12 protein-coding genes and 1 tRNA gene are annotated in these 13,797 nt (G+C 59.9%); 7 read left to right on the top strand and 6 right to left on the bottom strand.

What is annotated here, in order from left to right; all coding sequences use genetic code 11:
* Positions 1-52: 52 nt before the first annotated feature.
* From HMPREF3104_RS08840 to HMPREF3104_RS08825, 4 genes are all read left to right on the top strand, one after another.
* Positions 53-3,181, top strand: a complete 3,129-nt coding sequence (locus tag HMPREF3104_RS08840) for a DEAD/DEAH box helicase (RefSeq protein ID WP_070495219.1) — start codon at positions 53-55, stop codon at positions 3,179-3,181.
* Positions 3,174-4,088, top strand: a complete 915-nt coding sequence (locus tag HMPREF3104_RS08835; RefSeq protein WP_070495218.1) for an SWIM zinc finger family protein — start codon at positions 3,174-3,176, stop codon at positions 4,086-4,088. The genes HMPREF3104_RS08840 and HMPREF3104_RS08835 overlap by 8 nt, the downstream gene beginning before the upstream one ends.
* Positions 4,089-4,150: 62 nt before the next feature.
* Positions 4,151-5,344: a metallophosphoesterase family protein gene (locus HMPREF3104_RS08830; RefSeq protein ID WP_070495217.1), complete on the top strand. Its 1,194-nt coding sequence runs from the start codon at positions 4,151-4,153 to the stop codon at positions 5,342-5,344.
* Between the two features lie 2 nt (positions 5,345-5,346).
* Complete coding sequence (locus HMPREF3104_RS08825) at positions 5,347-7,983, top strand: AAA family ATPase (protein WP_070495216.1); 2,637 nt, start codon at positions 5,347-5,349, stop codon at positions 7,981-7,983.
* Positions 7,984-7,989: 6 nt separating this feature from the next.
* Here HMPREF3104_RS08825 and HMPREF3104_RS08820 read toward each other — a convergent pair whose 3' ends face one another.
* On the bottom strand, positions 7,990-8,526 hold the full coding sequence (locus tag HMPREF3104_RS08820; RefSeq protein ID WP_052204737.1) for a YceI family protein: 537 nt from the start codon (positions 8,524-8,526) through the stop codon (positions 7,990-7,992).
* Between the two features lie 141 nt (positions 8,527-8,667).
* On the opposite strand from HMPREF3104_RS08820, the gene HMPREF3104_RS08815 reads away from it, so the two are divergent.
* Entirely contained in the window at positions 8,668-9,147 is a 480-nt protein-coding gene (locus HMPREF3104_RS08815) for a MarR family winged helix-turn-helix transcriptional regulator (RefSeq protein WP_070495215.1), read from the top strand.
* Between the two features lie 74 nt (positions 9,148-9,221).
* Positions 9,222-9,446 carry a PspC domain-containing protein gene (locus HMPREF3104_RS08810; protein WP_052204733.1) on the top strand — a complete coding sequence of 75 codons (225 nt, stop codon included), beginning with the start codon at positions 9,222-9,224 and terminating at the stop codon, positions 9,444-9,446.
* Here HMPREF3104_RS08810 and HMPREF3104_RS08805 read toward each other — a convergent pair.
* Genes HMPREF3104_RS08805 through HMPREF3104_RS08790 form a run of 4 tightly spaced genes read right to left on the bottom strand, consistent with a single transcriptional unit; the run spans position 9,443 to position 12,191 of the window.
* Complete coding sequence (locus HMPREF3104_RS08805) at positions 9,443-9,901, bottom strand: hypothetical protein (protein ID WP_070495214.1); 459 nt, start codon at positions 9,899-9,901, stop codon at positions 9,443-9,445. The two genes, HMPREF3104_RS08810 and HMPREF3104_RS08805, sit on opposite strands and share 4 nt — an antisense overlap.
* Positions 9,898-10,662, bottom strand: coding sequence for a YhfC family glutamic-type intramembrane protease (locus HMPREF3104_RS08800; protein WP_083279038.1), 765 nt, complete (start codon positions 10,660-10,662; stop codon positions 9,898-9,900). The genes HMPREF3104_RS08805 and HMPREF3104_RS08800 overlap by 4 nt, the downstream gene beginning before the upstream one ends.
* 24 nt (positions 10,663-10,686) lie before the next feature.
* The gene (locus HMPREF3104_RS08795) at positions 10,687-11,400 is read right to left on the bottom strand and encodes a hypothetical protein (RefSeq protein WP_070495212.1); all 714 of its coding nucleotides are present in this window, start codon (positions 11,398-11,400) and stop codon (positions 10,687-10,689) included.
* Between the two features lie 35 nt (positions 11,401-11,435).
* Positions 11,436-12,191: a hypothetical protein gene (locus tag HMPREF3104_RS08790; protein WP_070495211.1), complete on the bottom strand. Its 756-nt coding sequence runs from the start codon at positions 12,189-12,191 to the stop codon at positions 11,436-11,438.
* Positions 12,192-12,480: 289 nt separating this feature from the next.
* On the opposite strand from HMPREF3104_RS08790, the gene HMPREF3104_RS08785 reads away from it, so the two are divergent.
* Positions 12,481-13,365, top strand: a complete 885-nt coding sequence (locus HMPREF3104_RS08785) for a zinc-ribbon domain-containing protein (protein WP_070495210.1) — start codon at positions 12,481-12,483, stop codon at positions 13,363-13,365.
* Between the two features lie 113 nt (positions 13,366-13,478).
* Here the strand turns inward: HMPREF3104_RS08785 and HMPREF3104_RS08780 are convergent.
* Positions 13,479-13,552 (bottom strand) — tRNA-Arg (locus HMPREF3104_RS08780).
* Positions 13,553-13,797 lie beyond the last annotated feature (245 nt).

Raw genomic sequence — 13,797 nt, 5'->3', positions numbered from 1 at the left:
GCAGAGCGTGATGTAATGGGCGTTGTAGGGGGTGGGTGTTATAAAAGTGGGTATGCCAAAATTCCTTCTCCACGGTCTCTGGGTGCCAGGGTCTGGGCTCAACCTATGGGTTGAGCAGGTAGAGGGACACCGGATTGTCACACTGGATAAAGTTGAGGCGGGCACGTTCCCGGACGTGGTGCACCTTGTTGCAGGAAACAACACGTTCCGCCACCGCCACCGCATCCGCCTCCAAACACCGAAAGGCCGCCAAGTTGAGCTGCTTGCACCAACTGCGGCGCTTGGCCCGGAAAACACCGTGCGCTTGTTGGCTGGGCTTGCTGAGGCCCAGGCGCTGAAGAACGACGCGATTGCGCCAGACCTCAAATGGCTGATCCGCATGTACCAAGGCCTACACAGGTTCGTGCGCGCCGGGCGAGTGAGCATCCACGTCCCGCAGCGCGACAGGCTGTGGTACGCCGAATGGCAGCTTGGCACGGGTGTGCAGGAGCGCGGCTGGCTGGCCGCCATGACCGCCGCAGCACCCGGTGTGCTGGTAGCCAACAATCAGATGCTGGGCGAAGACATGGCGCGCACGCTGACGCACTGGATTGCTACTTACCGGCTTCAGAACACAAACATTCGGCAGCACGACCACCCGTATGGGCGCCACGACTTCATTAACTCACTGGTAAACGGCGAGCCACTGCGCCGCGGAAGCGCCATCTTGGCGCGCCGGGTGGGCGATTGGAACGGCTCTATTACCGCGGTGAACCTGCAGCTGGTGTTTATTGCAGATGATCCGATTGAGCTGGATGAGGATCTTGATTACATCGGTGAAGCTGAGGCAGATGCTGTGCCGCCGGTGTGGCCGGTGCGGGTGCAGGTGCGCTCCGGCACAGACTCGCCCCGCCCGGTGCTTCTGCATGAGTATGACGCGCAGACCGCTCAGCGGCTGCGCAGTGAGCTCCAGCGGGCAAGCCAAGTCACGGATTTGGCGGATCCGGTGCGCCACCCGCGCCCGCATTACTTGCCGCCGGAGTCTGATGAGGGCGACTGGGACCTCTACCTGACAACCGAGGACATTGCCCGTTTCGTGCGCACGGAAGCCGCGAAGCTTCGCAACCACAACTTTGCCGTGATGCTGCCCAAAGCGTGGACCACGATGGAGGCGAAGGCGAAGCTGCATGTCACGCGGGATATTGATCCGTATGACGCCTCCACAGTTCGCCACCTGGGCTTTGACACGCTCTTGACCTATGACTGGAAGGTTTCCATCGGTGACGTTGAGTTGACCGATGCTGAGATGCGTGAGCTGGTTCGCTCCAAGTCAGGGCTGGTCAAGCTTAGAGACGAATGGGTGCTGGCCGACAAAACCGGCCTGGCTAAGACTGAGCGCTACATCCAGCAGCTGCACGATTCGTCGCTGCCGGACCTGAAGAAGCGCCTGGATGCCGCGGAAGGCTTGGCCAACCTCCACGCGAAGCTTGGTCATGCAGACGCCGCGGAGTTGGAAGAGGAAGCCCGGGCACTGCGCGAAGAGTACGAAGCCGCCATGGCAGAGGCTGCCTCTGGCCAGGTCACGGCTGCGGAGCTTCGCCAGCTGGCGCTTGAATCTGCCGCGGATGCCTCGATGCAGCTGCCGGTGGAGATCACGGGTGCGGGTTGGTTCAATTCGCTGATGGGCGGCACGGACCGTCCTGCGCCTGAGCGGGTGGACATTCCCGAAACCGTGCAGGCCTCATTGCGTGATTACCAGCGCCGTGGCGTGGATTGGCTGTATTTCATGTCCCGCAACAACCTGGGCGCTGTGTTGGCAGATGACATGGGTCTGGGCAAAACGCTGCAGCTGTTGACGCTGCTTGCTGTGGAGCAGGACGCCGCGGCGAAGGACGGTCACAGTGACCTTGGGCCGACGATTGTGGTCGCGCCAACCTCTGTGGTGGGCAACTGGGCGCGTGAAGCCGCACGTTTCGTGCCGCACATGAAAGTACTGGTCCACCACGGTGCGGGCAGGAAGAAAGACGATGCGCTGATCGAGGCCGCGCGCGAAGCCGATTTGGTGATTACCTCCTACGGCATTGCCACGCGTGACGGGGCCGCCCTGTCTGAGGTGAAGTGGGATCACGTGGTGTTGGATGAGGCGCAGGCGATTAAGAATGCGGGCACGAGGGCGTCGAAAAGCGTGAGAAGGCTCCCGGCGCGTCAGCGAATCGCGCTGACGGGCACACCGGTGGAGAACAAGCTGAGTGAGCTGCGAAGCCTGCTGGATTTTGTGAACCCGGGGATGCTGGGCTCGCAGGCGTTTTTCCGTAACCACTTTGCTAAGGCGATTGAGCGTGGTGATGATGAGTTGAGCCAGGAAATGAGCGAGCGACTGCAGCGCCTGACCGCACCGTTTATCCTGCGCAGGCTGAAGACGGATCCGGCGATTATTGATGACCTTCCGGATAAAGCCGAGCACATCATCACCGTGGACATGACCGCGGAGCAGGCGGCGCTGTACACCGCGCTGACGGAGGAAATGCAGCGTGAGCTGGGAAGCCGCGAGGGCATGGCGCGCAGGGGGCTGGTGCTGTCCACCATCACAAAGATCAAGCAGATTTGTAACCACCCGGCGCATTTTCTTGGCGACGGCTCAAGCGTCACCCTCAAAGGCCGCCACCGCTCCGGCAAGGTGGAAAAGTTGGTTGAGATCCTGGATCAGGCCGCCGACTCCGGCCAAAGGGTGTTGATCTTTACCCAGTACAAGGCCTTCGGCGACATTTTGAAGCCGTATTTGAGTGAGCGGCTCGGCGAGGACATCCCGTTTTTGCACGGTGGTGTGGGTAAATCTGGCCGCGACGCAATGGTGGAGCGCTTCCAGGCCCCCGATGGCCCGCAGGCGATGCTGCTAAGCCTGAAGGCGGGCGGCACGGGGCTGAACCTGACGGCGGCCTCTATCGTGGTGCACATGGACCGCTGGTGGAACCCGGCTGTGGAGAACCAGGCGACGGACCGTGCGTTTCGTATCGGCCAGCAGCGGGATGTGACCGTGTACAAGATGATCACCCGCGGCACCATGGAGGAGCGCATTCAGGAAGTGTTGGACGGCAAGATGCACCTGGCGGGTGCTGTGGTTGGTGAAGGCGAAGGCTGGATTACTGAGCTGAACGCGGAGGACCTAGCGCAGCTGATGAGCTACAGGGGGCGCAATGACTAACACGAACCGTCCGCACGAAGACAACGTCATCTACGCCAACTTTGGCGCAAAACGTCGCGTCTCCTCCGCGGAGGAGACGGTCGGGCCGCTGGTGCCTCCATCGCCGCGGGAGCTTCGGGAGCGGATCCGGGAGACTGCGCAGCGCATTCGGAACGGGGTTGGGGAAGGGCCTGTGCAGAGTGTGTCGCACCCGTCGGTGAGCTACTCACCGGCGTCGAGCCGCTTGCGTGAGGCGGTAGCGCAACGCACAGACCAGGGGCGTGTAAAGCGCGGCCGGGAGTACGCGGCTGAGGGGCGTGTGACTGGTTTCAACGTGCGCGTCAATACCGTTGAGGCGGAAGTGCACGGCTCACAGCCAGAGCCGTTTTTTGCGGGTTTTATCCTGGCGCGACGCTCGGAAGAAGACTTGGTAGATGCGATGCAGCAGCTAGGTGGGGGAGGCAGTGCAGTCGCTCGGGCCAAGCGCGGGGCGTTTCCGGACCAGGTTGTAGACACCCTGCTGTTTGCGGACGGGGATGATGCACGTTTCTTCTGCGATTGCCCGGATCCCGCCCCGTTATGCAAGCACATCGTTGCGGTGACTGAGGTAGCTGCCAAGCGTTTCGACGCTGACCCGACGCTCCTTTTCGCCCTGCGTGGGTTGAGTGTGGAGGACGTCGAGGCGTCTATACGCGAAGGCGCCGAGGGGACCGCTCGGGCGAACGCTGCGGAAGGCTCGGAGTTTTTCTGGACCGGCCATGAACTGCCGGATTTGCCGACCCCGAAGATTGCCCCGATGGTGGATGATTCGGACACGGATCTGTTGCGTCGCGCGTTGGAATCAGTGTCATTTACCAACATTGACCTGCTCAATGCAGTAGCGGATATTGAGAATCTGTATGACGCATTGGTGGAAGAAGACCACTAGTTCGAAGCAATGTTCGGTATTGCGCGGGAGTGTGTGGCCGTGGCGTGCTATTGCTTAAAGGCATGAAACCCGTGACCGCGACCCTGACGTTTATCCACACCTCTGACTTCCAACTTGGCATGACGCGCAAGTTCCTCCCGCCTGATGCGCAGTCGCGTTTCGACGCCGCACGTTTAGAAGCCGTAGCCAAACTCGGCGAGCTAGCGCGTGACAAGGGTGCCGAATTTATCGTGGTGGCAGGGGATGTGTTTGAACACAACACGCTTGAGCCGAGGACGCACGAGCGCGCACTTGAGGTACTGCGTGCGCTACCGGTGCCGGTGTATCTTTTGCCGGGCAACCACGATCCGTTGGTTGCGGATTCCATTTTCACCCGCCGCGAGGGCGTTGCTGAGATCGACGGTGTGCACGTGCTGCGTGACTTCGACCCAGTTGAGGTGCGCGAAGGCGTAGAAATTGTCGGTGCGCCGCTGACTACCAAGCACGCTTCCGAGGACCTGTGCGCCCGGGCAATCGCACCGCTTGAGCCGAGCGAGAACATCAGGGTGCTGGTGGGCCACGGCGCCGTCGAGGGCTTTGGGGATCAGGACAAGGCCTCTCTGATTAGCGTTGCGGGACTGGAGGAGGCTGCGTCCCAGGGCGTGATTGATTACGTGGCATTGGGCGATACCCACTCCACGCAAGACCTGTCCAGCTCTGGGAGGGTGTGGTACTCCGGTTCGCCGGAAACGACAGACTTCCACGACCGCCGCGAAGGTGTTGCCGGCGGAGAGACGGACTCCGGCAACGCACTGGTGGTCACCGTGGAAAAACGCGGGATGGAATCCACCGTGCAGGTGGAAAGCGTGCCAGTAGGCGAGTGGACGTTTGAAGAGCTCGCCTGGGAAGTCGCAGGTCCTGAGGATGTAGATCTCATCCTGGATCAGCTTCGCGCCTACCCCCACAAAGACCGCACCGTAATCCGATACTCCATCACCGGCACCTTGGGTTTGGAAGACACCGCACGCCTTGAGCGAGGGATTACAAAACTCTCCCACGCCTTTGCCGCACTCTATGAACACGAGCGATACATGGGGCTGTACCTGCAGCCGAGCGACGAAGAACTGGCCAACCTGCCCCTGAGCGGCTATGCGCGCGAGGCTATGGCAGAGCTTGCTGCGGCAGCGAGCGCGCCGTCTCTTCCGGGTGAGGCGAGTGATCCGGTGGTGCGCGATGCCTTAAACCTGCTGTTTCGTCTTTCTGAGGAGGCCAAGTAGCCATGCAGATCCACGCACTGGAACTGACCAACTTCCGCGCTGTTGAACACTTGCGCCTTGATGAGCTTCCTGAGCGCGGCGTCATTGTCATCCACGGTGAGAATGAGGCGGGTAAGTCGACCATCTTGGACGCGATTGATTTGGTGCTCAACCAACGCCACGGCTCTAAGAGGAAAGAGGTCAAAGCTGTAGCACCTGCGGGGAGGGATGTGGGCCCAGAGGTGCAACTGACGGCAACGGTGGGTGACACCACGTTTACCGTGCATAAGCGGTGGATGAAGTCCCCGATGTCTGAGCTGCGCATCACAGTACCGGCGCACAAGAACTTTTCGGGCCGTGAGGCAGACGATCAGCTTGAACACTTGCTTGACCAGCACTTGGACCGCGAGCTGGCCGAGACGCTGTTTCTGCGCCAGGGGGAACTGGACCCAGGCCTGCAGGCGGCAGGGATCGCCTCCATTACCGCGGCGTTGGAAGAGGAGTCCGGTACTCAGGCCGCTGGCGTTGAAGACACCGCGCTGATGGCCGCGGTGGAGGAGGAGTACGCACGCTACTGGGATGCACGAGGTAAACCGAAGGCTGCGTTTACCGCGAAAAAGACTGCGGCTGATGAGGCAGCGGAGGAGCACACGCGCTTGCGCGACCAGGAAGCGCAACTGTCCCGGTATGTGGAAGAGGTTGCGCGCAAGCAAGAGGAGATTGCGCAGGCAAAGGCTGAGCTGCCCGCGGCCGAGGAAGAGGTTGAAACGCGCGAAGCAGAAGCAAGGCAGGCGCGTGAGCTGGGGGAGCGGGTTGAAGCGGCAGCAGAGACGCTGCGGCAGGCAACGGTCACGCTGACTCGTGCGGAAGGCGACGTGCAGCAACGCGAGGCACTGCAGGAGCGCGTGACTGCGCTGCGCACAGAGGCTGAAAGTTTAGCGGCGCAGCTTGAGCCGGCTCGTGAGGCGGCAGAGACCGAAGGTGCGCGTTTGGAAGAGCTGGTGGCGCAGCGGGAGGTGGCGAAGAAACGGGTGAGAGATGCGCGTGTGGCAACGAAGCGCGCGGCGCGAGTGCGTGACCTGGTGCGTGCCCGTACAGAGCTTGCGGCTGGTAACGAGCGTTTGCTGCGTATTGCCGAGGCGGAGAAGACTTACACCGAGCTTTTGGAGGCGTCGCCTCGCCGGACTGTGACGGATGCGGATATCCGCGCCATCGAAGAGGCAGAGGCCGAAGTTGCAGTGCAGCAGCGCCTCCTTGAGGCCTCCGCTGCGAAGTTGGACATCACCGCAACTGGTGCCACGGTGGTTGTAGACGGCGAGGAGTTGGCCGTTGACGGCACGACCTCTGTCGGCGTGTTCGACGGCACAGAGCTGCAGTTTGGGGACGTCACCGTGGTCTACCGCGCCGCACAGGGGCAGCGCGACCCGCGCGAAGCAGCAGATGAGGCGAAACGTGAGCTCGACGAGCTTTTGGAGGCTGTCGGCTGCGAAACACTGAAGGAGGCGCGCGATGCTCGCGATGCGCATGCCTCCCATGCGTCAGCGTTGGCTGGGGCCAAGCAACGTCTTGATGATGTGCTGGCAGGCAGCGACATTGCTGCGTTGCGCTCAGCCCAGACGGCACTTGAGGCGACGGTGGAAGAGCTGGAGCAGGAGCTGGATACACCGGCAGATTTCAGCGAGGCACAGGCGCAAGAGGCTGTGGATGCGGCAGATGCGGAGCTTGCCAAGGCGGAGCAGGACGCGGAAACCGCAGAAGCCGCCGCGAAGCCATTTGCGGACCGTAAGGCGGCGGAGGCGTTGACGGTGCTAAGCACCAGGTGGGAGGCGAAGCAGTCTGAGTGTGCAGATGCTCAAGCGAACCTGGATGCTGCAGAAACTGCTACTACCCAAGACTCGCTCACGGTCGCGCTGGAGACTGCACGCGCAGCGGTTGTGGAGGCAAACGCCACGCACGAGTCCTTAGCTGCTCAGCTTGCAGACGCTGACCCGGACACGGCCACGCTGCTGCTTGCAGGTGCGAAAAACCGTGCTACTAGCCTGCAGGAACGTATGCAGTCGGCGGATAAGCGTATTGCGGAGCTGCACAGCTACATTGAACTTGCCGCCGGTACCGCCCAGCGTGCGGACCTGGCTGAGGCGAAACTCGAGGCAGCGACATCGGAACTCGCGCGAACAACCCGACGTGCGGAGGCGGCCCGCCTGCTGCGCAACACGATGGTTGCGCACCGCGATACTGCTCGTGCTCGCTACACCGCACCGTTTAATGAGGCACTACGCAGTCACGCCCGCGTGCTGTTCGGACCGAGCGTGGACTTCAACTTTGGCGACGCACTAGACATTGTGGACCGCACCGTGGACGGCACCACCGTGGCGCTCAGTGAACTCTCTGGCGGTACGAAGGAACAGTTGGCGCTGCTGACCCGTTTTGCTATCGCGGACCTGGTCACGGCAACTGGCGATACTGCGCCGGTGCCGGTGATTGTGGACGACGCTTTAGGCGCCACCGACCCCGAACGCCTTACCCGTATGAACCTGCTGTTTGACCAAGTGGGGCAGAAGGCTCAAGTGTTTGTGTTGACCTGCTTCCCGCAACGCTTTGACAGGGTTGGTGCGGTACGCAGATACGCCATGGACGAAATAAAGACCCAGCAGGGGTAAGAAGACTTAGTCAGCCTTGACTGCGGAGCCTTCGATCTCCACCTTGATCTCCTTGGACAGGAGCACGCCGCCGGAGTTCATCGGCGCGTTGAAGTCGATGCCGAACTCGGTGCGGTCAATCGTGGTGTTTGCCTCAAAGCCCCAGCGGGTCTCGCCCGTCGGTGCTTCTTCCACGCCGAAGGTTTCAACGTTGAGGGTAACCGGCTTGGTGGTGTCCTTAATGGTCAGGTCACCGGTCAGGGTGCCGTTGCCGGAAGCGTCTACGTTGACCTCGGTGGAGGTGAAGGTGATCTCCGGGTATGCGTCGGTGTTAAAGAAGTCCTCGGTGCGCAGGTGCGCATCGCGGTCAGCGTTGCGGGTATCCGCAGAAGCAGCCTGGATGGTGGCCGTTGCCTTGGAGTCTGCGATGTTCTCCGCAACGGTGATGGTGGAGTTGAAATCATTAAACGTGCCACGCACCTTGGACACCATCGCGTGGCGTACCACGAAGCCGATGGTGGAGTGGGTGGTGTCAAGATTCCAGGTTCCAGTCAATGCAGTCATTGTGTGTTTCCTTTCGTTATTTTTGCTCTGACTGGCCCCGCCGTACACGTTTGGTGACGCGTCACCAATTAATATGTGACACAGCACCCACTTTCCCAGCAAATTCCTAATTGCCTACATATATAAAGTAAGCTTTCCGATATGCCTGCAGAAACTCGATGGTTGAACGAAGACGAGCAACGCCTTTGGCGTCTCATGCTCACTGCGTCCAACAAGATTGCGCGTGGCATGGATGAGACGTTGCAGGCAAAGTCCGGTTTGTCTGCCCCCGAGTATTCCGTGCTCGTCGCCCTGTCTGAGGCGTCAGAAATGCAGCTTCGCCTCCGCCAACTTTGTGAAAACTTGGGGTGGGACCGCTCGCGCACCTCTCACCAGGTAACCCGCATGGCCAAGCGGGGCTTGGTGGAAAAGAAGCGCAGCCCAGGGGATGCCCGAGGCGTGCTTGTGTCCTTGACCGATGAGGGCGTGGAGCGTCTGGAAGCGGCAGTGCCAGGCCACGTGAACTATGTTCGCCAGGCTGTGTTTGACCCAACTAGGGAAGTTGACCGCGAGGCTGTGGAGAAGTTTCTGCAGGCCTTGGTGGACCTTCCGCTGCCAGAGACCTCTAATAGCAACAGCTAACCGTTGTCCTGGCGGGCAAACGCGCCTTTAATGGGGAAGTGGGAACTACCCCAAGCAACCGAAAGGAATACGCAATGTCGTCTCCATACCCGCAGTTTTCCAACAACCAGCCGCAGCGCCGCCTGACCCGTTCCATGACGGACAAGATGCTCGCCGGCGTCTGCGGCGGTATTGCCAACTACTTCAACGTTGATCCGACCTTGGTGCGCATCGTGTTTGTCGTGCTCGCCCTGGCAGGCGTGCTGCCGGGCCTGTTGGCGTACCTGATTGGCTGGGTAGTTATTCCGGCTGAATTCTAGGTTCTGGCCTGGATCAGGCGTATGGCCTGATCCACATCACTGACCGCCACCACGCAATCATCCGAGGTGCGCGTGTGAATGCGGATAACGGGCCCGCCGAGGGTGAACGCGTCAGCGTCATCAACCCGCCATGGCTGCCCGGCAAGTAGTGCCACTCCCATGAACATGGTCAGCGGCACGCGCGGTGCGGGTGTTACCTCCACAATGTCGGCGTAGGGGATTCGCCTTGACCGGTTGTGTAAGCGTACCGTCAACGCATCGGTATCAAGCTTGAGCACTATTTTCTGCCGCAAGATCCACACCGTCCATGCAACGTAGAGCGCTGCAATGGCCACGCCCCACCTGCCGGTGTTGGCAAAGGCGACTAAGCCTGCGGCGAATGTTGCTACGCCAGTCAGGAGGACTGCGGGCCAGCCGGCGGTTCGCCGGATAAGTGTCTGTGTGGGCGCACTCACGCAAGGGCCTCCTTCTTTAGCGGACCTGCAATAACTGCCCACAAGCCCACGGCAGTAAACGCGGTGAGCAGGGCGTACATAACACCTAGGCCGTAGGGTGCGCTGATGACAGTAACGGCATTAAACACAATGTGCGCCGTCACGGCCAGAAGCCACAGCTGCCAGCGGCGCTCACGCACCGCGCGCAGCACAATGAGTGTGAACACCACATGCGCAGTAATCGCCAGCACGCGTTCGTACCATCCCGCGGCGAGCAGGCCGAGACCCATGTTCTGCAGGGCATCCATTTGTTGGTCGAAGGCGTCGATGGCGGTGGCGTCGCCAGTCTGAGCAACCTGCATGCGCAGCATTTCACCGTTGGTGAGCAACATGATGTTGGTTGCCAGGGCAGAGGCGAAAAGCAGCAGCGCCTCGATACCGCCGTGGCCCAAGCCAAAGCCCACACCATCGTGCCAAGACCGGGTGTTTTTCGCCCAGTAGCGCAGCACGATCCAGCGTGTAGTTTCCTCAAACAGGCCGGAGGTAGCCACCATCAAAATAGCGGTTGCCGTTGCTGCGGTGGCCGGGTCCATCACCCGGCTAAACACCAGTTGCAGCGGCACCACCAGGGCCATCCTGGCCGCCTGGGAGAGGGGGAATGCAAGAGCGCCCCAGCCTAACGACGCCCACGTAAACCCCAACTTCCACCTCCCCACAAACCAGGCGAGGAGGACTCCCACAACTACGACGGCAAACTGCACAACGACAAGACCAAACGTCATTGTGCCTACGATACCGGCGCGCTACTACTTCAGTGCAGCGAGGTTCCCATCGACGAGTTCGAGCAGATTATCGACGGGGCCAATCACGTCCGCCCTCTTCTCCTTGAGTAGGTGGTGTACTTCGATGACGCGCCCTGCGAGCGTGGTGAAGCAGATGGAGTGGTGCACATCATCGGGCTGAACGCCTTCAGGTGTGAAGCACTTCCACTCAAAGTTCGGCGTATTTACCGTCTTTTCAACTGGCATGTGATTCTGCGACTCGGTGAAGCCGCGAGCTTTGTCGAAGAAGAACTCCATTTCCGAGTCGTTGACGTTTGCTAAGGGGTATGGCTCATCATTGTTCAGCGCCATGTATGCCTGAACTGAGGCCATCGTCGGGTCTTCTCGGCGCAGGTATTGGCCCTCAACCGAGTTGATATCGGAATCTACGATGAGCTCTTGCGTCTCGTAGCCGTTAAGAGTCTCTAGTGCGCTGAACAGGTCACTGATTGTCACACCGTCGTAGACCGTGGACGGATCGTCGGGGTTGATCAAGGCTTCAGCCAAGTCTTTTGCGTTGGTGCCTTCTGTGCTTTCGCTGCTTGTGCTGGTGTCCGCAGCAGCTGTGGCCGTGGTTTCAGGTGCCGCCTGCTCAGCAGTAGTGGTAGTCGGCGCGGGGGCGTCGTCCCCGGTGCTTGAACAGCCCACGAGAAGCGCTGCGCTAAGGACGGCCGCAACGGAGAGTTTGGTGGTCTTCATGTGGTCGAAGCCTTCCTGTATTAAGCATTCCTGAACTAAGCGTTGCCCGATTGAAGCTCCTTCAGCGGAGCGAGGTTGTTGTCGAGCAGGTCGAGCAGATTATCTGCGGGGCCAACCATCTCAACATCTTCCTGAACAGCCTTGTGCTGGACTTCAATAACTCGGCCCGCGAGGACCGTGAAGCACGCGGTGTTGTTCGTTTCGTTCATTGGTACGTCTTCGGGGGTGACGCACTTCCACTCGAAGTTCGGCGTATTTACCACTTCTTCCACTGGGCTGAATCCGCTTTCCGTGATCATGCTGTGAACTTGTCCGAGGAAGAACTGCATGTGCGGGTCGTTCACGTTTTCCAGCGGGTGCGGCTCGCCACTATCGCGTGGTACGTACGCCTTGACTTGCGCGACCGTTGGCAGTTCAAGGTGGTTGTACTTACCTGTAACTATGTTGGTCTCACTGTCAATTTCGATCTCTTCCGACTGGTAGCCGTCGATGAAATTCAACGCACTGAAAAAATCGCTGATGGTGACGCCGTCGTACACCGAGGTCGGATCGTTCGGGTCGACCATCCCGTCGGCAAGGTCTTTGTAGTCCTTCTGGTCGTTGTCCGCCGAGCCCGTGCTGCTTGTGGCCGTGGCGGACGTGGTTGCGCTGCTGCTTGATGTCTCAGCAGAGGCTGTGGTTTCGGGCAGCGCTTGCTCGGTGGTGGGCGGGGTGTCATCCCCAGAGCTTGAACAGCCCACGGCAAGCGCTGCAGTAAGGACAGTTACAAGAGAAAGTTTTGTGATCCGCATAACACTGAAGTGTAACGAGTGATCTGCGGCGCTGCAGCGGCCCAAGGGGCTGCAGCAACACGAAATACTGCCATTTATACCCGGCCACCTGTAGAAAAGGCTTCCTAAAAGACGGGTAGAACGTGCCTCTGGTTGTTAGCGTGTTAGTAAGCCGAGACATCAACATGTCCGTCAATTCCGAAAAGGCAACACAGTGGGCGCAATTACAACTCAAACGTGCAGCGTTTCAGGCTGCGAAAAGCCGGCGCTGTTCCGTACACGGACGAAGCCGTCATATTGTGATGTCCACTTGGCCGAGATCTACAAACGCGGTGGGCTTGTGCTTCTGGATCCGTTCACAAGGCCGAAGGACCCTCTGCTCACCCGTTGTGTGGAGTGTGGCTTCGAGGCGCACTACAGGTTTGAGTACGTGCAGATCACCGTGAACCGCGACGAGAAAACATGCCGCGCGTGTTGCTGGCGGCAATGGGCCGCTCAGTCGCGCAAGCAGCTGGTCAGGGAGTTCGCGTCGATTCCGGCGCACGAGGCCAAGAAAATAGCCGAAGCATGCGGCTACCAGTACCTTGGCCCGCTGACTAACCCGTCTCTTCTTGATGATCCGCATGGGGTGAAGTGTCCTCATTGTGATCTCATTTCCGCCCAGCGGATCGGTGACATCAAATTTGGGTGCCGGTGCCAAAGATCGAACAAGACCGCTGCTGCCGCAACATCGAGCGCACCGGTGGCGAGCCTTCTGAAGGACCTCGATGTGGAGGCTGTCAGCTGGTGGGACCACGAGAAAAATCCCGAGGAGCTTTGGCATACCGCCGAGAAGGGCTCCCGGAAGAAAGCTTGGTGGACCTGTCCAGAGGGGCATTCGTTTCAAGGGCAGATTGATCAGGTGGTTAAAGGCTGGGCACGGTGCCCAATATGCCGTGAGCGTGAAGAGGAGCAACGCGCCATCGAGGATGCCGAGTTTGAAGAAAAGTACGGTTCAGCCACCGTTTTCGATGTGATGGAGCTTCTCGAAGCATGGGATGAGCCGTACATCGCCCCCGATTTCGTTCCGATTGTTGGCGTGTACGAGCGATTCCAGTTCTTGTGCCCCGAAGGGCACAAGCGTGTTGTTTCCCCCGAAACCTTCTTGAGGCAAGAGTGCCCCACGTGCAAGAGGCTCGAAACCCTCGAAACGTAACGACAAATGCAGCTACCTACACCCGGCTACCTGCAGAAATAATGAATGGTAGCCGGGTGTAGGTAGCTGCAAACTCCAACGGAGCGATGAAAAAATTGCGGCCCCGACAATTGCGTCCCCGACAGGATTCGAACCTGCGACCTTCGGTACCGGAAACCGATGCTCTAATCCACTGAGCTACGGAGACTTCGTCCCGAAAGCCTAGCACTCAGTAGTGCGGGCCTGGAAATTGGGCCGCGTTGGGCCGCGTTGGGGCGCAGCCGGGCAAGTCTGCGCCGGATTCAGGGTTTTGTGAGGAAATCGGTCAAGACTGCACAGGGCAACTTCACGGTCTTACATGCTTGGTCGCGCATAATCATTGTTGCGCGCGATGACAAGCGTGGCACGGGAAACAATGACAGCGAAACGGCCAGTCACTACCGCAAAAGGGAA

It is taken from the genome of Corynebacterium sp. HMSC30G07 (assembly GCF_001806945.1).
Taxonomy (GTDB): domain Bacteria; phylum Actinomycetota; class Actinomycetes; order Mycobacteriales; family Mycobacteriaceae; genus Corynebacterium; species Corynebacterium riegelii.
Note: the sequence above shows the minus strand (reverse complement) of the source record. Positions and strands in the feature narration are given on the sequence as shown.

Bases quoted from the DNA above. Each gene is read 5' to 3' on its own strand.
- HMPREF3104_RS08840 (WP_070495219.1), top strand. From the start codon at position 53: ATGCCAAAATTCCTTCTCCACGGTCTCTGGGTGCCAGGGTCTGGGCTC.
- HMPREF3104_RS08835 (WP_070495218.1), top strand. From the start codon at position 3,174: ATGACTAACACGAACCGTCCGCACGAAGACAACGTCATCTACGCCAAC.
- HMPREF3104_RS08830 (WP_070495217.1), top strand. From the start codon at position 4,151: ATGAAACCCGTGACCGCGACCCTGACGTTTATCCACACCTCTGACTTC.
- HMPREF3104_RS08825 (WP_070495216.1), top strand. From the start codon at position 5,347: ATGCAGATCCACGCACTGGAACTGACCAACTTCCGCGCTGTTGAACAC.
- HMPREF3104_RS08820 (WP_052204737.1), bottom strand. From the start codon at position 8,526: ATGACTGCATTGACTGGAACCTGGAATCTTGACACCACCCACTCCACC.
- HMPREF3104_RS08815 (WP_070495215.1), top strand. From the start codon at position 8,668: ATGCCTGCAGAAACTCGATGGTTGAACGAAGACGAGCAACGCCTTTGG.
- HMPREF3104_RS08810 (WP_052204733.1), top strand. From the start codon at position 9,222: ATGTCGTCTCCATACCCGCAGTTTTCCAACAACCAGCCGCAGCGCCGC.
- HMPREF3104_RS08800 (WP_083279038.1), bottom strand. From the start codon at position 10,662: ATGACGTTTGGTCTTGTCGTTGTGCAGTTTGCCGTCGTAGTTGTGGGA.
- HMPREF3104_RS08795 (WP_070495212.1), bottom strand. From the start codon at position 11,400: ATGAAGACCACCAAACTCTCCGTTGCGGCCGTCCTTAGCGCAGCGCTT.
- HMPREF3104_RS08790 (WP_070495211.1), bottom strand. From the start codon at position 12,191: ATGCGGATCACAAAACTTTCTCTTGTAACTGTCCTTACTGCAGCGCTT.